Origin of the sequence: Tenacibaculum holothuriorum, from assembly GCF_002120225.1 — a bacterium.
Lineage (GTDB): Bacteria > Bacteroidota > Bacteroidia > Flavobacteriales > Flavobacteriaceae > Polaribacter > Polaribacter holothuriorum.
The window spans coordinates 26,457-45,404 of record NZ_LAPZ01000013.1; the positions used below are offsets into that span (position 1 = coordinate 26,457).

At 30.5% G+C, this 18,948-nt stretch carries 16 protein-coding genes; 6 read left to right on the forward strand and 10 right to left on the reverse strand.

From position 1 onward, the window contains the following. Positions 1-82: 82 nt before the first annotated feature. Positions 83-1,639, reverse strand: coding sequence for an NAD(P)/FAD-dependent oxidoreductase (locus WH52_RS12270; protein WP_086031251.1), 1,557 nt, complete (start codon positions 1,637-1,639; stop codon positions 83-85). A gap of 73 nt (positions 1,640-1,712) precedes the next feature. Here WH52_RS12270 and WH52_RS12275 point away from each other — a divergent pair, with 73 nt between their 5' ends. Both WH52_RS12275 and aat read left to right on the forward strand, forming a co-directional pair. Beyond that, positions 1,713-3,092, forward strand: a complete 1,380-nt coding sequence (locus WH52_RS12275; RefSeq protein WP_086031252.1) for a short-chain fatty acid transporter — start codon at positions 1,713-1,715, stop codon at positions 3,090-3,092. Further along, positions 3,093-3,734: a leucyl/phenylalanyl-tRNA--protein transferase gene (gene aat / locus WH52_RS12280; RefSeq protein ID WP_086031253.1), complete on the forward strand. Its 642-nt coding sequence runs from the start codon at positions 3,093-3,095 to the stop codon at positions 3,732-3,734. Between the two features lie 13 nt (positions 3,735-3,747). On the opposite strand, the gene WH52_RS12285 is transcribed toward aat, so the two are convergent. From WH52_RS12285 to WH52_RS12310, 6 genes are all read right to left on the reverse strand, one after another. Beyond that, a complete protein-coding gene (locus WH52_RS12285; RefSeq protein ID WP_086031254.1) occupies positions 3,748-4,620 on the reverse strand; it encodes an XAC2610-related protein in 873 nt (290 codons plus the stop codon). Between the two features lie 3 nt (positions 4,621-4,623). Then, positions 4,624-6,540, reverse strand: coding sequence for a CocE/NonD family hydrolase (locus tag WH52_RS12290; RefSeq protein WP_086031255.1), 1,917 nt, complete (start codon positions 6,538-6,540; stop codon positions 4,624-4,626). Between the two features lie 73 nt (positions 6,541-6,613). Continuing rightward, positions 6,614-8,242, reverse strand: coding sequence for an alkaline phosphatase family protein (locus WH52_RS12295; RefSeq protein ID WP_086031256.1), 1,629 nt, complete (start codon positions 8,240-8,242; stop codon positions 6,614-6,616). Then, positions 8,239-9,171 (reverse strand): CPBP family intramembrane glutamic endopeptidase, encoded by a 933-nt coding sequence (locus WH52_RS12300; protein ID WP_143592163.1) that lies wholly within the window; start codon positions 9,169-9,171, stop codon positions 8,239-8,241. Before WH52_RS12300 ends, WH52_RS12295 begins: the two co-directional genes overlap by 4 nt. Before the next feature lie 10 nt (positions 9,172-9,181). Beyond that, positions 9,182-9,817 (reverse strand): CPBP family intramembrane glutamic endopeptidase, encoded by a 636-nt coding sequence (locus WH52_RS12305; RefSeq protein WP_086031258.1) that lies wholly within the window; start codon positions 9,815-9,817, stop codon positions 9,182-9,184. An 11-nt stretch (positions 9,818-9,828) separates the two neighbouring features. Then, entirely contained in the window at positions 9,829-10,656 is an 828-nt protein-coding gene (locus tag WH52_RS12310) for a hypothetical protein (protein ID WP_086031259.1), read from the reverse strand. Between the two features lie 143 nt (positions 10,657-10,799). Here WH52_RS12310 and WH52_RS12315 point away from each other — a divergent pair, with 143 nt between their 5' ends. Genes WH52_RS12315 through WH52_RS12325 form a run of 3 tightly spaced genes read left to right on the forward strand, consistent with a single transcriptional unit; the run spans position 10,800 to position 13,415 of the window. Further along, entirely contained in the window at positions 10,800-11,891 is a 1,092-nt protein-coding gene (locus WH52_RS12315) for a sensor histidine kinase (RefSeq protein WP_086031260.1), read from the forward strand. Further along, complete coding sequence (locus tag WH52_RS12320; protein WP_086031261.1) at positions 11,888-12,643, forward strand: LytR/AlgR family response regulator transcription factor; 756 nt, start codon at positions 11,888-11,890, stop codon at positions 12,641-12,643. Before WH52_RS12315 ends, WH52_RS12320 begins: the two co-directional genes overlap by 4 nt. A 34-nt stretch (positions 12,644-12,677) precedes the next feature. After that, positions 12,678-13,415 carry a DJ-1/PfpI family protein gene (locus WH52_RS12325; RefSeq protein WP_086031262.1) on the forward strand — a complete coding sequence of 246 codons (738 nt, stop codon included), beginning with the start codon at positions 12,678-12,680 and terminating at the stop codon, positions 13,413-13,415. A gap of 51 nt (positions 13,416-13,466) precedes the next feature. Here WH52_RS12325 and WH52_RS12330 read toward each other — a convergent pair whose 3' ends face one another. Further along, a complete protein-coding gene (locus WH52_RS12330; protein ID WP_086031263.1) occupies positions 13,467-15,326 on the reverse strand; it encodes a M61 family metallopeptidase in 1,860 nt (619 codons plus the stop codon). A gap of 122 nt (positions 15,327-15,448) precedes the next feature. Here WH52_RS12330 and WH52_RS12335 point away from each other — a divergent pair, with 122 nt between their 5' ends. Next, positions 15,449-17,398: a YgiQ family radical SAM protein gene (locus WH52_RS12335; protein ID WP_086031264.1), complete on the forward strand. Its 1,950-nt coding sequence runs from the start codon at positions 15,449-15,451 to the stop codon at positions 17,396-17,398. A gap of 53 nt (positions 17,399-17,451) precedes the next feature. On the opposite strand, the gene WH52_RS12340 is transcribed toward WH52_RS12335, so the two are convergent. Together WH52_RS12340 and WH52_RS12345 are read right to left on the reverse strand one after the other, a co-directional pair. Next, entirely contained in the window at positions 17,452-18,285 is an 834-nt protein-coding gene (locus WH52_RS12340; protein ID WP_086031265.1) for a DUF2971 domain-containing protein, read from the reverse strand. 45 nt (positions 18,286-18,330) lie between these two features. After that, positions 18,331-18,948: a hypothetical protein gene (locus WH52_RS12345; protein WP_086031266.1), complete on the reverse strand. Its 618-nt coding sequence runs from the start codon at positions 18,946-18,948 to the stop codon at positions 18,331-18,333.

An 18,948-nucleotide genomic window follows, 5' to 3' on the forward strand; every position in this document is an offset into this window, starting at 1 on the left:
TCTTAATAATATCAAAAGATAATTTTTTAGGAGATGCAAAAATACGAGGTAATTACAAAATACGCTAATTATTAACTATGAATTACAGTTGAGCAACAGCAGCTTCAGCACAACGTTCACCATCCATTGCGGCAGAAATAATTCCACCAGCATAACCACCACCTTCTCCACAAGGAAATAAACCTTCAATTTGTGGGTGCTCTAAGTTCTCTTTTCTTGGAATATTTACAGGAGACGAGGTACGAGATTCTACACCAATAATATTTGCTTCCGAAGTATAATATCCGTGCATTTTTCTACCAAAAGCAGCAAACCCTTTACGTAATCTACTTCCAATTAATTTTGGAAGTAAAGAATGCATTGGTGATGAATTTAATCCTGGTTGATATGAAGTTTCATTTAAAGAAGACGATAATCGTCCTTCAACAAAATCGGTTAATCTCTGAGCAGGAGCAACCTGACTTCTTCCTCCAGCATTAAAAGCTAATCTTTCTAAATCTTTTTGAAATTGAAGCCCTTTTAAAACTCCATATTGTTCATATTTAGGTAAGTCTTTATCTACATTAATTTCAACTACAATTCCAGAATTAGCAAACTTATTATTTCTACGAGAAGGAGACATTCCGTTAACAACAACCTCTCCATTAGCTGTTGCAGCAGGAACTATAAATCCACCAGGGCACATACAAAAAGAATATACACCTCTGTTACCAACTTGATGTACCAAACTATATGCTGCAGCAGGTAATAATTCATCACGCTCATCAGCACAACTATATTGAATTTGATCTATAATTTGTTGAGGGTGTTCTACACGAACTCCCATAGCAAACGATTTGGCTTTTAATAAGATGTCTTTTTTATGAAGAAGTTCGTAAATATCTCTTGCAGAATGTCCTGTTGCTAAAATAACTGAATTCACAGTCATTTCAGTTCCGTTTTGTAACTGTATCGCTTTTAACTTATTGTCTTTAATTACAAAATCGGTAACACGAGTATCAAAATGAACTTCACCACCATATTCTAAAATAGTTTCTCGAATATTTTTAATAATCTTAGGTAGCTTATTAGTCCCGATATGCGGATGAGCATCAATTAAAATTTGCTCTGTAGCTCCATGAAACACTAAGTTTTCAAAGATTCTACGAACGTCACCACGTTTTAAACTGCGTGTGTATAATTTTCCGTCAGAATAGGTTCCAGCTCCACCTTCTCCAAAACAATAGTTAGAATCTTCATTAACATCGTGAAACTGATTAATAGCACGTAAATCTCTACGACGATCTTGTACATTTTTTCCTCGTTCTAAAACAATAGGTTTGTATCCTAATTCAATACAACGAAGTGCAGCATACATACCTGCAGGACCAAAACCAACAATGTGTATTTCTTTGGCATTAGAAACATCCTTATAGTCGAAGATATAATCAGGAGTATCAGGTAACGGTTCGTTAATATAAACGGCTACTTTATAGTTAAAAACAACATCTTTTTTACGAGCATCAATCGATTTACGAAGTACTTTTATAGCAGTGATATCTGATATATTGATATCTAACTTTTTAGAAGCTTTCTTTTTTAGAATATCTTCTTTTCTTTCTTCGATTAAATTTACACGTAGTTGAAGTTCTTTTACCATGCTGCAAAGCTAGGTAATTTTGACTGAAGTAGTTTATCTGATTTGTTTATTTTAGCAAAACAAACTTAGCTGTATGAAGATTACTCAGGTTATTGAAAATGTATTTAAGAAATACCTACCATCACCTTTTACCATTGCTATTTTACTCACTTTTATAACTATTTTATTAGCGTTAGTTTTTACAAAACCAGTTGATGTTTCCATTGGAAATTACTCCTTAGAAGTTTTGAGGTTTTGGGAAAACGGAATTTGGAGTAATGGTTTGTTAGTGTTTGCATATCAAATGATGCTAATTTTAGTGTTAGGTCATGTTTTGGTATTAAGTAAACCTGTTAGTAGTTTAATATTACGAGTGACAAAATACTGTACAAATACGGCGAATAGTGCAGTAATTGTTAGTGTAACTACGATGTTAGTCTCGTTTTTTAATTGGGGATTGGGGCTCATTTTTGGCGCATTGTTAGCCAGAAAAGTAGGAGAACATGCTCAAAGGGAAAATATAAAACTGAATTACCCGATAATTGGAGCTGCAGGTTATGTAGGGTTAATGGTGTGGCATGGAGGAATTTCAGGTTCTGCTCCTATAAAAATAAATGAAGAAGGGCATATTAAAAGTATTATGAGTTCAGTTTCTTCTGAAGAAACCTTGGCTAAAATTCCGTCATTAATAGATTATTCTCAAACGGTATTTAGCTGGTGGAATTTGTTAATTTTTGTACTAGTTCTTTTAACGGTTTCAGTAACTTTTTATTTCTTAGGGAGGAAGGCAAAGCCTACAAATCTAAACCTTCCAGAATATATAATGGAAGATAAAGAAAAATCGACTACACAGGCCGAAAAACTTGATAACTCTAAGGTATTGTCTATCATTTTTGGAGTATTAATTCTTGTTGCTTTTTTTTATCAATATTCTGACGATGTATTAGCACTTAAAATTACTCCGAACTTAATCAATTTTTTTATGTTCGGTTTAGGAATTCTATTACATGGAAGTTTTAAAAAGTTTACCAATGCAGTTGGAGAGTCAATTAGTGATGTATCTGGAATTTTAATTCAGTTCCCCTTATATTTTGGTATTATGGGAATAATGAAAAGCGCAGGAATGGTAACGTTAATATCTGATTTTTTCGTATCCGTTTCTACCGCTACCACTTTGCCAATTTTTACATTTTTTAGCGCAGGATTGGTAAACATTTTTGTGCCGAGTGGAGGAGGGCAATGGGTAGTACAAGGACCTATTGTAGTTGAAAGTGCATTGCAATTAGGAGTACCATTACCTAAAGCAATTATGGCATTAGCATATGGAGATCAAATAACCAATATGTTACAGCCTTTTTGGGCGTTACCGTTATTAGGAATTACCAAGTTAAAAGCAAAAGAAATTTTGCCCTATACATTAATCGCTATGGTAGTTGGTAGTGCAGTTTATTTATTAGGGTTATTAGTTTTTTAGATGATTTGGTTAGGTGAAGAATTGGTGTTTCCTCCGTTAGAGTTAGCCACGGAAGATGGAGTTTTAGCCATAGGAGGTGATTTAAGTGTAGCGCGATTAAAGCTTGCATACCAAAACGGAATATTTCCATGGTTTAATGAAGGTGAGCCAATTGTATGGTATTCACCTTGGGAACGTATGGTATTGTTTCCTGATGAGGTGAAAGTTTCAAAATCGATGAAACAAGTACTTCGTAAAAAAGATTTTACAATTACCGAAAACCAGGCTTTTGAACAAGTAATTTTTAATTGTAAACATATTAATAGAAATGATCAATTCGGAACTTGGATTACTGATGATATGGAACAAGCTTACATTAATTTACACAAAGAGGGTTTTGCAAAATCTATTGAAGTTTGGCACTTCGACTCAGCTCAAAGTAAAAATGTGTTAGTTGGTGGTTTATACGGAGTTGATTTAGGAAATGGAGTTTTCTGCGGCGAAAGTATGTTTAGTAAAGCAAGTAATATGAGCAAGCTTGCTTTTATACACTTAGCTCAAAACTGTGGTTATAAACTAATAGATTGCCAAGTATACAACGAGCATCTAGCAAGTTTGGGAGCAAGAGAAATTGATAGGAGTGAGTTTTTAGGTTTATTATAATTATAGATGATAACTATTCACATTTAACATTAACATAATCTTCTTTTTCTTTATCATATTCAATACATTTTCTTTCTATTAAAACCATTTTATTATCTATTACTTTATAAGTAGCATTAGTATGCCTAGAACCTCCACAGCATTGATTATGCTCATAGATTAGCTTTTCTTTTGAATTAAATTCTAAAGAGGTTCCACTAAAATCACTGACAAAATAGTTTTCAGATTTAGGTTCTTTTAAGATATAAATACTAGAAGTGTTTGGTCCGGTATAGCTAGCTTCAAAGACAGAGAAGTCTTGAATTCCATCGAAGTTATAATCATCAACTGAGACATTATCAATTCCAAATAACTGACAATCTAAATTGATTTTTTGAATTAATCGATCGGTTCTTTTTTCAAAAACTTTAACTCCAATCACTCGTCCATAAAATTGCCTTTTCTTCTTAGAGATGATAGTCTTGAAATAGTGTTTTTTTGTAGACTTAGATTGTAAAAGTTCTTTGGTATCCCATTCTAAATCATCTCCATAATTAATATCAAAGTCCTTTTTTAGATAAATATTAAGCTCTTTTTTAGTTTTTGTATTTACCCATTTACCTCTAATCACTGTATCATCTATTTCAAAGTTTGAAAAAGTTAATGTAGCTATAACCTGATTTTTTGATTTTTTTTCGTAGAGTGTTAATTCTCGTCCTTTTAAATTACCATTAATAGTAATAGGAGTATCATATTTATTATAAGAATAGTAAGCTAAAGAAACACCATCACTATAATGATAGGTTACTAAAGTAATTGGGTATTCTCCTAAAGTACCTGAATAAGAAGATTGCCCAAAGCAAATAGTATTAACTATCAATAAAAAACAAACAATAATCTTTTTCATAAATTACTTCAACACATTAAACTCAATACTCGAATCTGTAAAAACAGAATGTGTTTGTGTCTTAAAGTCCTTTTTATCGGCTTTGTAAATATTAGGCACATAGGTTTGTGGATTCAAATCGATTAAAGGAAACCAAGTACTTTGTACTTGTATTTGCAATTTGTGTCCTTTTTTTATAGTATGAAAAACATCTTGTAACTTAATATTTACAGCAGTTTTTTTGTTTGGTGTAAAAGGTTCTGGTTTTGAAAAATCATTTCTAAAACGTCCACGCATTACTTCACTACGAACCATCATATGATAATTGCTTAATTTTTGATGCGTTTGCATTTCTTTATTATCATTCTTTAATTCTGCAGGATGTACATCAATAACTTTAACAATCCAATCTGCAGCAGTTCCAGTGGTAGCTACATTTAGTTTTGCTAAAATATCTCCCGCTAAGGTTAAATCTTCAGTTAAAATATCTGTTTCAAAAACTAAAACGTCTGGTCTACGCGCAGCAAATCGCTGATCGTCGGTCATATACTTACGAGGCGTAAAAACGGTTTTAATATCTTCAGAATACGGAACAGGATGTTTTACATCACTTACAAAATCAACTTTTGAATCTGATTTTTTAGCTGCTGTTAATTCTTGATTTTCTGATAAATAAAATGTTTGTTTTTTGATATTCTTTGGTGGCCAAACATAGTAATCTTTCCATTCTCTTTTACCAGTGTCAAAAACATGAGCTTCAGCTAATTTTGAGTTTTTAGAGCCATTACCTTTTAAGAAATGATTAAAGAATTTTGTTTCAATATTCTTTTGAAAGTTTAAAGAGATTGAATCTCCGAAGTAATAATTACCAACAGTGTTTTTTACTTTGTTTCTCGACCATCCTCCGTGATCCCAAGGACCAAAAACTAACGTATTATAATTATTTGGTTGGTGTTTTTCAATGTTTTTATATGTTTCTAAAGGTCCATATAAATCCTCCGCATCAAACCAACCACCAACGACCATAGTTGCCACAGTTGAAGGAACTCTATCTAAATACTGAATTATTCCTTTGCTCTTCCAAACAGAATCATAATTAGGATGTTCAGTAATCTCTTTCCAGAAGAAATCATCAATTTTATTGGTGTTGTTTGCTGTTTTTGTATCTAATTTATCATACTGAAAATAGCTGTTTAAATTCTTTAAAGGACCTTTGTCTAAAAAGAACTGATATTGATCTTGTGTTTTCATATCAGGAAAAGAATACCAAGCCGTATCGGTTGGTTGATCTTTATAGGTTCCGAATAAAGAAATGGCTTTAAAATAGCTTAGTAAAAATGCTCCGTTATGATGAAAATCATCAAAAAAGAAGTCACCAATACACGCTTGTGGTGAAGCTGCTTTTAAGGCTGGGTGTGCATCAATTGTAGAAACCGTAGCATAATGTCCAGGATATGAAATTCCCCAAGTACCTACTTTACCGTTATTGTGTTTAGTATTTTTTACTAACCAATCTATAGTATCATATGTATCTGTAGTTTCGTCAGATTGTTTTTCTTTTTTATTCGGAACATACGCACGCATGTTATCGTAAACTCCTTCACTCATCCAACGACCACGAACATCTTGATATACGATAATATTTCCTTCTTTCATTAAAATTGGATTCGGCCCAATTTTCTTTCTGAATTTATCCTCTCCATAAGGTCTACAACTATACGGAGTACGTTGTAATAAAATCGGATAAACTTTACTAGTATCTTTCGGTGTATAGATAGTTGTGTGTAATTTTACACCATCGCGCATTGTAATTGCTACTTCTTTTTTTGAGTAGTTATCTTGAACAAAAGTGTCTTCTTTTTTTTCTTTTATTTTAGTTTCTTGTTTAGTACAACTTAAAATTAATATAATTAAGCAAGCAAGTTTGAAAAGTGATTTCATAGTGTTGATTATAAAGATGAGTAAATATAATCAAATGAAGAATATAACTAATTATGCTTTTTATTTTAATAGTTTAATTTGAGCTATAATCTGTAAAAAGTCTCTTTTCAATTGTTTTAGAAATATCAATGCTATGACAATCATGACATTTTATTTTAGAAATGAAAATACCATACGATTCTTTGTGCTTTAAAGAATAACCGTGATCACCTCTAAATTTTGGAACTCCCCAAAAAGTTTTTTCATTACTATTATTTTCAAAAAGATATCCTGGGTTTAATAGAACAAATAAATCGCCTGAGTTTTTATGATCGAGCCCAATTTTATTTAAATCCTCTCGTCTATATATTTCATCAACTACTAACTCGTCTTTATATTTTAGATAACTAAAAGCATCCTCTATTTTCTTAAGAGTTTTCTGTTTGTTTTCTATAGATAAGTTATCGTTTATGTAAATATGAGACGAAACTTTAGCTGGAATTCCAATTGCTTCCCAATCTTTACTATTGAAATTTGTGTTGACACTATTTTTAGTTAAAAACTTATTTATATCAATAGAAGTGTGAATAGGAGAAAACCCATGACCAGAAGTGATAATTAAATCGTAATTATTTTTTTTAGCAAAAGCCTCAATAGTATTGAAATCTTTATCCATTTGACTGAATGCATTTTTGTATTCTAATTGAATTTCTTTTGATGATTTTTTCAACCCTAAAAAAGAATGCCCAATTCTGTCCATCAACGGATAATCAATCATAATTAAATCGTATTCTTTTTTTTGAGAGGTTGATGTAAACACTTTCATAATATGATTTAATTCGCTGTAAATTTCTTCTAAAAGTGTTTTTGAATCAATCTTTTTTGAAGTGTAATATCCAATATTTGGCCAACCAGTTGGGTTTCCAATATTCTCATTGATAGATTGTATAAACTCTTTAGGATATCCTTTATTTTTGTACTGTGGTCTTACGTAAATTTGAATTGAATCTGAAGATTTATTTAGCCATTTTCCTTTAAGATTATTATCTAATTCAAACCAATTTCCAAGAGTTGCTTCTTTAACAAATCCATTATCAAAATTATAATCGTTATCAAAAATTAATTGAGAATCTTTGGTTTTATAAACTACTAAGTTTTGCAATTCTGGGATTTTAAATTCATCATTTGAGTTTCTGTATTTCACCAATGAATTATCGTTACTCGAAATTTGTTTTAACTCTAAAATGATTGGTTTTCCAATTTGAGTTCCTTGAGATAATGCATCAACATTTTTGTGGGTTATATATTTTCCGTGTAAAGTAAGTGAGCCAATATTGAGTACTTTTTTGCCTTTTAAATCTGCTTTTTCCCAAAAAGTTTCAGTTTCAAAAGGTTGACTAAAGCCACTTACCAAACTTAACTTTTCATTTTCTTTTTTCACATATAAATGTCCAACAATTCCGTGTTCACTTGGAGATTCACCAGTCTCAAAAGAAGCAATATTGCTTATAGTTACGGCATTTGTAATTGGTGTTAATTTTGTGATATTCTTTTCATTCCTTTTAAAAAAAAGATCAGATTTTGTTGCGGTTAAATATTCTTGCATTTCTGGGTAAGAAATTCCTCTTGCATGTACAACAATTACTTTTCTGTTTTCTTTTTTTGGTTGAGTGCAAGAAACAAAAATCGCCAAAAGAAAAAGAGTTACAATTAATTTACTCATTGCTTTTTTAGGTTTTTAGTTACTGTTTTTTTTGCACGCCATTTCATGATAAGTAAAGCGAAAATAATTATCAGAATTATTAAAATACTTCCTTCTGGTCCAAATTCACCACCTGTTAACCAATCTTTATTTGAGTTAATTGAAATATCTAGTAAGGTTGCTTTTTTATGTCCGCTTGCTGCAAATCCAAAAATAGGTCCTTGAAAAAAGTTCCATCCAATGTGCATTCCTATAGAAAGCCATAACATTTTGGTTGATAAATATCCGTAGATTCTTAAATAACCAAACAATACAATAATTAAGGTTGATACTATACCTGCATTAGGATTTAAAGCATGGATTAATCCATAAATAATGCAAGAAATGATGATTGATAATTTTAATCCCAATCCTTCAATCATATTTTGAAAAACATAACCTCTAAACACTAATTCTTCCCAATAGCCAACTAAAATATGCTCTACTAAAACAATTAGTAAAGTAATTAATGACATCGTTTTTATATAATTTCCCCAGTTTTCAGCATTTAATTCTAAAGGATTATTTAACGAAAAGTTGATACCATTAATTTCTATCAGATTAAAAGAAATTAATAAAATGCAAAACAAAAAAGCCATTGCTCCACTAAGTAAAAAGCCAAATATTACATCAAAGAAGGATTGTTTTTTTAGTGAAAGTCCAAGTGAAACAAAACTCTTTTTATCAAAAAATTTCCTTGACAAAAACACAGCTATTGTGCTTCCAATTGCCAAAATACTTACAATTAATAAACTGTAATTTTCTAAAAATTCTTTTTTTGTAATATCACCTAATAAAGGTTTTATAATAAAAGTTGATGCGGCAAAAACCCAAAAAATTAACAAGAAGAAAAATATTCTCCATCCAGCTTTAAATCGATTTTCTTGTTGATTAATAAATATGTTTTTCATGATTTTTTGTTTAAACAATTTTAAAGTAAATAAGTAACATGCTAATTGAATTCATCATTCCATGCACATAGATATTTAGCCATAAATTTCTATTATTTGCTAAATAAATAATGGCTAAAAACACTCCTGCTGTTCCTGTTAATAATTGTCCTGAAATTCCTTGATAACTATGAAGAAATCCAAATAAAAATGATGAAAATAGAACCCCGATAATCAATCCAATTTTTTTAGGAAATAAACTTTCGAAGGTTTTCAATAAAAAGCCTCTAAAGATTGTTTCTTCTAACAATCCACCAACAAACCATCCAATAGCTAAACTGATGGTAAAGGCTTTTAAGTTTCCACGAACCAAATCAAAAGGGCCTAAATTTATTGGAGCATTTGTAAACCAAACGATAACTGGGTATAACACAAAATGAGCAGCAATTTGAATTAAAATAGCATACCCCAAAGAAATCGGTAAAAGCTTTAAGTGCGATTTATTGTTTTGGAATAAATCATTAAAATCGCTATTGAGATTTGAGAATACAAATACTACAATAACTAAAAAAGCCAAAAGAAGATTTACATAAGGATTGTTTATTAGAATAATTAAACCTAATACAATGCTTAAAACTACAATGTTTATGTAAATCTTCTTTGTCATTTTAATATAGATTATTTTCTAACATCTGTTGAAGTATCAACCACTGCATTTTTAGGTTTTATCATTCTGCTTTCATCAAACTTTTCATTCATTTTAAAATTATAAATGGCGTGATCTCCGTATTGTTCTTTTAAATCTAAACTATTAGTGGTCATTAAAACAGGATATTTTAATCCATTAATGTCTGCCGTATAATTGTTGATTCTTAAAAGAGGACCAAAAACTTTCTTGTCTTTAGGCAATTTTAAAATATCTAACAAAGGACCATAACCAACCGTGTATTCATATCCGCTTAAGATGTAATTTTGAGCATCAATATAAAGTGTATAAGTATCTCTTATTGATTTTCCTAATATTGGAATTTTAGTATAAGTCATTTTAATTTTATAGACTTCATTTTTAAAAGCAGGATGTTTTAATTTTTTTACTTCTCCCAATTTTACATTAGCATCTTGTGTTAACCAAGGAAGATTCAAATAGTAAAAAAACACAGAATGTTGATGATTTGGAGGATTACCAACTCGCCAATTTACACCCCAAGCCTCTTTACCATCGTAAGACATTTGAGAGCCTACTAATGGCCAATCTTGATAAGAACGTCTAGTTTTCATATCTACGGTTTGGTCATTAATCCAAAATCTTAAAAAGCCAAGAGATTTACTATACATTGCAGTTGTAAAACTGAATGTTTTAAGGTTTTTCCATTTCTCATAACCACCATGAGCTTCCATCATTTTTTCAATAACATCTTTGGTTTCTTTTGAAGCGTATTTTTGTTGTCCAAAACTATTTCCTACAACTAAAAAAACGACTAATAATCCTATAATTTTTGTTTTCATAATTTCTGATTTTTAAATAATTATTGGGTCAAAATTAGAACACTAATCACCTGAAAAGAAGCCTTTTGTTGTGAATGGCAATTAAAGATGTAAGCAACAGTGTAAAGTAGTATTTCGGTAATTAATTTTAGTACTTTTACACTATGGCTATCTTATCTAAATATAAATTAGAGGTTCCTAAAAAGTATGTTTTTATATCTGCTTTACTTTTCAGTTTTGCTGTCATTTTACAAGTAGTAAATGCAGAACCAGAAATAAATGCGCTAGTTTATATTAGACATATTACTTTATTTACAGCTGTATATTTATTTTGGGCTTTAACTATAGATTATCTTTGCGGTGTAGTAAAACCTTTTGATGAGAACAAACCGAAATTCACTCAGTTTTTAGAACGTTTTATTTCTGCAACTATATTGGTACTTTTAAATCTAATTGTTACCAATGTATTGTATTATACTATCCTTATAATCTTTACCAATTTTACTTTTGCTGAAGTTTATGATGATTTTTCGCCGTATTTACTAAAATCAATTTTAATCAGGTTTTTAGATGTAATAATTATTGGTGCTGTTTTAAAAATTATTGAAGCCTATCAAATTGTTCAAAAGCAAAAATTAAAAGTAGTTTCACTTGAAAATAAATTACATTTATCTCAACTGGAAGCTTTAAGAAATCAATTAGACCCACATTTTTTATTTAATACGTTACATACTTTAAATACGCTGATTGGTTATGATGATAAAAAGGCAAGATCTATGGTAGTTAAGGTAACCAACTTGTTACGTAAAATTCTAGATAAAAGAGAAAAACATTTAATAACTTTTGAAGAAGAATTAGAGTACTTTACAAGTTATTTAGATATTGAAGAAGAACGCTTTCACGACAGGTTAGAAGTAACAATTGATGTTGAAGATAGAACTTTATCTGTTATGGTTCCCACATTAATTTTACAACCTTTAATAGAAAATGCATTTAAACATGGAATATCTCAAATTGAAGACAAAGGAAAAATCAGTTTAGAAGTAAAACTTCAAGAAAGATTTCTTGTTATAAATTTATCAAACTCAATTCCTAAAAAGAATCATTCTTCAGTAATTAATTCAACTAGAGTTGGATTGACAAATTTACAAAGCAGATTACAACAAGTTTATGGAGATGATTTTAAGTTTTCTACAAAAAAGAAGAACGACATGTTTTCGGTAACTATTAAAATTAATGAAATTCAAAAAGTATGAGATTATCAGTTTTAGTTGTTGATGATGAACCACACGCAAGAAGGCATATAAAGAACTTACTTTCTAAAGATGATGAGGTAGCAATTGTATACGAATGCAAAAACGGAAAGGAAGTATTGAATTTTTTGAAAAATAAAATTCCAGATATTATTTTTTTAGATATTAATATGCCTGGAATTAGTGGAGTAGAAGTAGCAGATAAATTAAAAAATACTGAGTCATTAATTATTTTCTCAACCGCTTACGATCAATACGCATTAAAAGCATTTGAACTTGAAGCATTTGATTATTTACTAAAACCTTTTGAAGACCAACGTTTTTATGATGTTTTACAGAGAGCGAAAACTTCAATAGAAAAAGAGAAACAAGCAAGTTTTAGTCAAAGATTTGCTAGTTTGTATAAAGAATATAATAATTCTTTAACACCGCATTTATCAGAGTTTGTAATTAAAGATAAAGGTTTTGAATATAAAATTCATACTGATGAAGTTTTGTATATAGAAGCTAGCTCTGTGTATGTGTTAATTCATTTAAAAGATAAAAATATACTATACAGAACAGCTATAAATTTATTGGAGCAGCAATTACCTTCTAATTTTATTAGAGTACATCGATCATTTATTTTAAATACAGATTTTGTTAAAAAAGTTAAGTATTTAAATAATAGTACATATTCTTTAACAATAGAAAATGAAGATGTAATTATTTCTAGTAGAAAATATAAAGAAGCAATTAGTCGAAAATTTAGTTAATAGTATTTATTTTTAGATACTCAAAAAGTAAATCATGAAAAAAATAATCATCCTTCTTTTATTGATAATAAGCGTTTCTTGTGTTAAGGAGCCTAAAACAAAAGCTAAAGAAGTAGTAGCTAAAAAAGTATTTCCAGAATTAAAACCAAATCGATACAATGTTGCTTTTTTAATAATGGATGGAACATTTAATACAGAATTAACGGCTCCGTTTGATATTTTTCAGCATACGATTTTTAGAGAGGGAATTAAACCGATGAATGTTTTTACGGTTGCAGATACTGACAAACCGATTACAACTTTTGAAGGAATGAGAATTCTACCAGATTTTAATTATCTAAAAGATTCATTGCCTAAGATTGATATTTTGGTAGTTCCGTCTGCGGAACATCATTTAGATACTGATTTAGAGAATACCGCAATGATTGATTTTGTAAAGAAAATAGATAAAGAAGCACAATTTGTAACTACTCATTGTGATGGTGCTTTTGTATTGGCAAAAGCAGGAGTTTTAAACGGAAAGGTTTCTACAACATTTCCAAGTGATATTGATAAAATGAGAACGATGTTTCCTGAATTAGATATTCGTAAAGATGTTTTATTTGTTCATGATGGAAAATACATAACATCAGCAGGTGGAGCAAAATCTTTTGAAGCAGCATTATATTTATGTGAATATTTATACGGAAAAGAAATTGCTAAATCTTTAGCAGGAGGTTTAGTAATTGATTGGTATGTAGAAAAAGTTCCGCATTTAATTTTGAACGATTAATAAAAAAGGCAACCATTTTGGTTGCCTTTCTCGTTTTTATACTAAAATAGTTTAGTTTTTTAACCAAGCATTTCTTAAAATTACTTTAGAATCGTTAGCTGGTAATTCTTCTAATACTAAACCAGAACTTTCATAAGTAGGTTGTGCATAATCACCTTCTAGTTTTACTAATTGCCCATCTCTAGTAACTTCCATAGTAATTTTATCTCCAGCTTTCCATTGCATTGTTTTTCCTATGATTGGACGAGCATTTGCTAAAGATACTTTTTCTCCATTTACAGATTCTAAAACATCACCAGCTTTAATACCTAAAGCAGTTAAAGCGGTATTTGTTCTTGGAGTAAAGAAGATTTTTTTATCACTATTTACAGAAATAAAAGGTTGTCCTTTTGCGTCAATAAAATACGCTGAATTTTTAGTTTCAGTTTTCTTTTTAATTCCAACTTTATCAAAATATATATCATAATTAATCGGAGTAGCTCCTTCTACATGTGTAGCAAAGAACTCACCAACTTTAGGGTTAGTCATTTTTACAATTTCAGCAATAATTTCATCGTCTTTAAATGGTTTATGCGCTCCATATTTATTAGATAAATCTCTCATCAAATCACGTAAACCATACTTTCCGTTAGTTTCTTCACGTAAAATAATATCTAAACACATTCCTATCAATGCTCCTTTCATATATACATTTGAGTAGTTAGAAGCATATTTTTTATCTAAAATATTTTTACTCATTTTAGTAAAAGACATATCATCTTTAAAGCGCTTAGAAGTAGCAATTTTACCTTGCATTTTTGTAATAAACTGCTCCGGAGTAATTAAACCTTGATTTACTTGAAATAAGTTAGCAAAGTATTCAGTAATTCCTTCATACATCCATAAATGTTTAGACATATTAGGCTCGTTAAAGTTAAAGTTATGAATCTCTTCTGAGTGAACCGATAACGGAGATACAATATGGAAAAACTCGTGAGAAACTGTTCCGTTAATCATTCCGTCAGCTAATTGTTTTTTTGAATAAGTTTCAGGATATACAACCGTGGTAGAAGAAAGATGCTCTAATGCCCCAAAACTTTGCCAGTTGTATACTTTAGGATCAAATAAATACAATAAGATGTTATACTCTTTTGTAGTTTTAAATCCTTTTAAAAAGTTACTTTGAGCTTGTACCATTTTCTTTAAATCAGCTTCCATGTCCTTTGCAGAATGAACACCGTTTGGAGAATATACAGCAAGTGTAACATCAATTCCGTCAACATTAAAACTAATAGAATTTAATGGCGCATACATAATTGGGTTATCAGAAACTTCATCATAACGAGAAGCAGTAAATACATCTTTAGTATTTTCTTCTTTCGTTGTGTTTTTATTAATTAAAGAAGTTGTTTCATATAAGTTTGACGGATGTAAAACGGTAATTTCATATGGAGTTTCTTTCTTTCCTTTAAAATAACCAATAAAACCAGGTAGGTTTAAGAAAAAGTTTTTCCCTTTTTCAATGTTAGTTCCTGCCATTACATAAATACCATGTTTAGCTTTTGAATCGAAAGTATCATCTACTTGATAAGATAACTTATCCATTTTCGTAGCATTGGTAATTTCCCAAGAATTTTCATCAAGTTGTTTTACTGCTAACTCTTTTCCATCGTAATCAAAAGCTTTAAAATTAGATACGAATTGACCATAGTTACTCATAGCATAAGTACCAGGAACAATTGCTGGGATTTGATATACGACAGTAGATTCTTTAAGTTTTTGAGGATCTATTTCTACTTGTACCTTATCGTCAACTACATTATTAATATCAATAGTTGCCTCTATTAAAGGGTTAGTGTCTGTTAAATTTTTGGTTGAAGAACAGCTAGCTAAAAGTGCTAAAGAAGCTAGTCCGAGTATGATTTTTTTCATGATTGTATTTTGTTATAGTTGATTTGTATCTACAAAAGACGATATGTTACAAACTATGTTACATTTTTAACATCTTATTAAGAGATACAACCTAAGTGAAAACGTTGTACCTTTGCAACGGCATGAGAATTAGACGACTTTCAGATTGGTTACCTACTACGAACAAGGAGGTGAAGTTAAGAGGATGGGATGAATTAGACGTAATCCTATTTAGTGGAGATGCATATGTAGATCATCCAGCATTTGGTCCTGCAGTAATTGGGCGTATTTTAGAGAGTTACGGATTGCGTGTAGCTATTGTACCACAACCTAGTGTGCATGATAATTTACAAGACTTTACAAAGTTAGGTACACCTCGTTTATTTTTTGGTGTAACTGCAGGTTGTATGGATTCTATGGTAAGTAACTATACGGCAAGTAAACGTCGTAGAGATAAAGATGCCTATACACCGAATGGAGACAAAGGTTTTAGACCCGATTATGCTACTACGGTTTATACTAAAATTCTAAAAGAAAAATTTCCAGAGGTGCCTGTATTAATTGGAGGTATAGAAGCTTCGTTACGTCGTGTAACGCATTACGATTATTGGTCTAATAAATTGATGCCTTCTATCTTAGAAACTTCGGGAGCTGATATGTTGGTGTATGGAATGGGAGAACAACCCTTACGTGAAGTTGTAGAACTTTTACAAAAAGGAATTCCGTTTTCTAGTTTAAAAACCATTAAGCAAACAGCAGTTTTATTAGAAGAAGGAGAGAAGGTACCTAAGAATAAGAACTGGCAAGATGTTGAAATTTCTTCACATGAAGTTTGTTTAAAGAATAAGAAAGCCTACGCTTCTAATTTTAAAGTAATAGAGCAAGAGTCTAATAAATTATATGCTCGTAGAATTTTTCAAGATGTAGGAAGTAAAAAGTTAATGATTAATCCGCCTTATCCAACCATGACGGAAAAGGAGATTGATGGTTCTTTCGATTTACCCTACACAAGAATGCCACATCCAAAGTACAATAAGCGTGGAGCTATTCCTGCTTATGAAATGATTAAGTTCTCGGTAAATATTCACCGAGGATGTTTTGGAGGATGTAGTTTTTGTACCATTTCAGCACATCAAGGAAAGTTTATTGCGAGTAGAAGTCAGGAATCTGTTTTAAAGGAAGTTGATGAACTGACAAAGATGGATGATTTTAAAGGGTATCTATCTGATATTGGTGGACCTTCGGCAAATATGTATCAAATGAAAGGAAAGGTTCAGGCTATTTGCGATAAATGTGTTGCGCCTTCTTGTATTTCGCCAGTGATTTGTAGTAATTTAGATACTTCTCATAAACCATTAACAGAATTATATCAGGCAGTTGATAAACATCCGAAGATTAAAAAATCTTTTATAGGTAGTGGAATTCGACATGATATGTTGGTGCCTGAATTCAATAAAAATGCTGATCCTAAAGAATTAGATGCATATACTGAAGAGGTAATGACAAAGCATGTTTCTGGGCGTTTAAAAGTAGCTCCAGAGCATACATCAGATCCCGTATTGAAGCTAATGCGTAAGCCATCATTTACGTATTTTCATAAGTTTAAGGAACGTTTCGATAAGATTAATAAGCGTAGGAAATTAAATCTTCAGTTAATACCGTATTTTATTTCTAGTCACCCAGCCTGTGAGCCAGAAGATATGGCAAATTTAGCAGCTGAAACTAAAGATATGGGATTTCAATTAGAGCAGGTACAAGATTTTACACCTACGCCTATGACGGTTGCTACAGTGATTTATTATAGCGGTTATCATCCGTATACTTTAAAAGAAGTAAAAACTCCAAAGACAAAAAAGGAGAAACTAGATCAACATAAGTTTTTCTTTTGGTATAAGAAGGAAAATAGGCAGTGGATTAAAGATAAACTTACTAAAGTAGGTCGTACAGATTTATTGCAAAAGTTATTGCCGCCAGATAATTCTTGGAGAAAAAACAAACCAGGTAAGGCTAAAAATACATTTAACGATGCGGTAACTTTTAAAGATAAACCATCGAGAAGAAAGAATAAAGGGTTTAAGAAAAAAAGAAGATAATAAAGAAATAAAAAGAGTTTAAATTATTTTAAACCCTTTTTTATTATTAGTGTTTATCTATATGAGGCTTTTGATTGATTGATTTCAACATGGTTTAGAGTTTCAATATTTAAAAGAGTTTTAAGTTCAGAAGAATTAATTTCACATTTAGGTCCCAAGACAACCTCTTTAATAGAATTGCTTTTTATTGGAAATTCAAAGTATGATGTTAGTTTATTGCCTGTCATTCTAAACTTAATAGGGTCAAGAGAATTATTTGTAGCGGTATAATTGTCTTGATTTATAGAGAAATGTGGAGTGTAAACAATCCTGACTTCTTCTTCTTCAATAAATGCAGGATTTTTATGCATTGAAGCTATAATTAATGCTTCAATAGATTTATTATGATGATAAGCAGAACCGGGGCGCACGAGTTCTCCCTCTGCATTTTTTTCGTTACAAATTAGCTCTACAATAGATTTTGCTTCCATATTTTGTTTAGTTTTATCATAACAGACATCAAGAAGTCTTAAATCTATATTATTATCTAGCGAAGAAACTGTTGAGGTATTGTTTATATTCAAGGAGCCTCTGTCTATACCAATTGCAACACCTTTTCCATCCGAAGCATAAGCTCGCCATTGGCTCAATTTATCTTTAGCATTGGAAAAACAGCAAATATAAGGGCCAATGTTTGCATTATAAACTCTTTCTTTGAAGCTATTCAATAGCCCCGAGTTTTCTTCATCTTTAACTTTGTCTACCTCTTTGTTTATTAAATTTAAAAACCAATCTATTTCCAGATAATCATTCATATAGTTTATCTTAGATAACCAAAGTTTTTTGTTTTGAATAATATTTATAAAGGCAATAGGATCACAATAATGATAAATTAAATTAGAACTCATATTAATCTTGAATTTAGATTAAATATTATTTAAATGATGATATAATTAATTATTTTCTCTACTAGTTAACCATTCGTTGATATGATGGCAGAGTTCTTCCCAAGGCATTTCATCAATATCTTCTTTACTTAATTCATATTCTTGTGCTATAAAGTAAAAATCGCCATTAAACTCATTGTATAAACGCCAAATTTTATTGGCACTATCAATTTGTTCGTTTTTTATTTTACGAACCCAGTTTCTAAACTTACGAATAGCAACTTCAGGAGAATTATTATGAATTTCAATATCATTGCCTGATAAATCAGAAATTGCTCTTTGGTAACGGTAACGCTCTTTGTCGAGAATTAATAGATATTTATTGCGCATTTTTTCTTCACCATAAACTTTGCAACCTATATCCATACCTAGTTCAAAAGGCATATTAAAACGAGCTAATTGATTTTTTTTAGTAGATTCCATTCTCGATAAATCGTGAATACTAAATTGAGCTTGAGCGATGAGGTTTTGAATTCCTGAAACTCTAGAGTCTGCAGAATTTACAGTTTCTGATAATAATGGGTTAAACCCTAAGTAAACAGCACTAAAAACAATTGCTTTGAGTATAGGTTTGTATTCGTTGTCGAAAGGACAATTAATAAAGAGGTTACTTTCGAAAGCCAT

Excerpts from the sequence above, each read along its gene's own strand:
- WH52_RS12325 (WP_086031262.1), top strand. The coding sequence starts at position 12,678 with ATGAAAAAAATAATCATCCTTCTTTTATTGATAATAAGCGTTTCTTGT.
- WH52_RS12270 (WP_086031251.1), bottom strand. The coding sequence starts at position 1,639 with ATGGTAAAAGAACTTCAACTACGTGTAAATTTAATCGAAGAAAGAAAA.
- WH52_RS12330 (WP_086031263.1), bottom strand. The coding sequence starts at position 15,326 with ATGAAAAAAATCATACTCGGACTAGCTTCTTTAGCACTTTTAGCTAGC.
- WH52_RS12335 (WP_086031264.1), top strand. The coding sequence starts at position 15,449 with ATGAGAATTAGACGACTTTCAGATTGGTTACCTACTACGAACAAGGAG.
- WH52_RS12290 (WP_086031255.1), bottom strand. The coding sequence starts at position 6,540 with ATGAAATCACTTTTCAAACTTGCTTGCTTAATTATATTAATTTTAAGT.
- WH52_RS12320 (WP_086031261.1), top strand. The coding sequence starts at position 11,888 with ATGAGATTATCAGTTTTAGTTGTTGATGATGAACCACACGCAAGAAGG.
- WH52_RS12295 (WP_086031256.1), bottom strand. The coding sequence starts at position 8,242 with ATGAGTAAATTAATTGTAACTCTTTTTCTTTTGGCGATTTTTGTTTCT.
- WH52_RS12315 (WP_086031260.1), top strand. The coding sequence starts at position 10,800 with ATGGCTATCTTATCTAAATATAAATTAGAGGTTCCTAAAAAGTATGTT.
- WH52_RS12300 (WP_143592163.1), bottom strand. The coding sequence starts at position 9,171 with ATGAAAAACATATTTATTAATCAACAAGAAAATCGATTTAAAGCTGGA.
- WH52_RS12275 (WP_086031252.1), top strand. The coding sequence starts at position 1,713 with ATGAAGATTACTCAGGTTATTGAAAATGTATTTAAGAAATACCTACCA.
- aat (WP_086031253.1), top strand. The coding sequence starts at position 3,093 with ATGATTTGGTTAGGTGAAGAATTGGTGTTTCCTCCGTTAGAGTTAGCC.
- WH52_RS12305 (WP_086031258.1), bottom strand. The coding sequence starts at position 9,817 with ATGACAAAGAAGATTTACATAAACATTGTAGTTTTAAGCATTGTATTA.
- WH52_RS12340 (WP_086031265.1), bottom strand. The coding sequence starts at position 18,285 with ATGAGTTCTAATTTAATTTATCATTATTGTGATCCTATTGCCTTTATA.
- WH52_RS12345 (WP_086031266.1), bottom strand. The coding sequence starts at position 18,948 with ATGGCTTTCGAAAGTAACCTCTTTATTAATTGTCCTTTCGACAACGAA.
- WH52_RS12285 (WP_086031254.1), bottom strand. The coding sequence starts at position 4,620 with ATGAAAAAGATTATTGTTTGTTTTTTATTGATAGTTAATACTATTTGC.
- WH52_RS12310 (WP_086031259.1), bottom strand. The coding sequence starts at position 10,656 with ATGAAAACAAAAATTATAGGATTATTAGTCGTTTTTTTAGTTGTAGGA.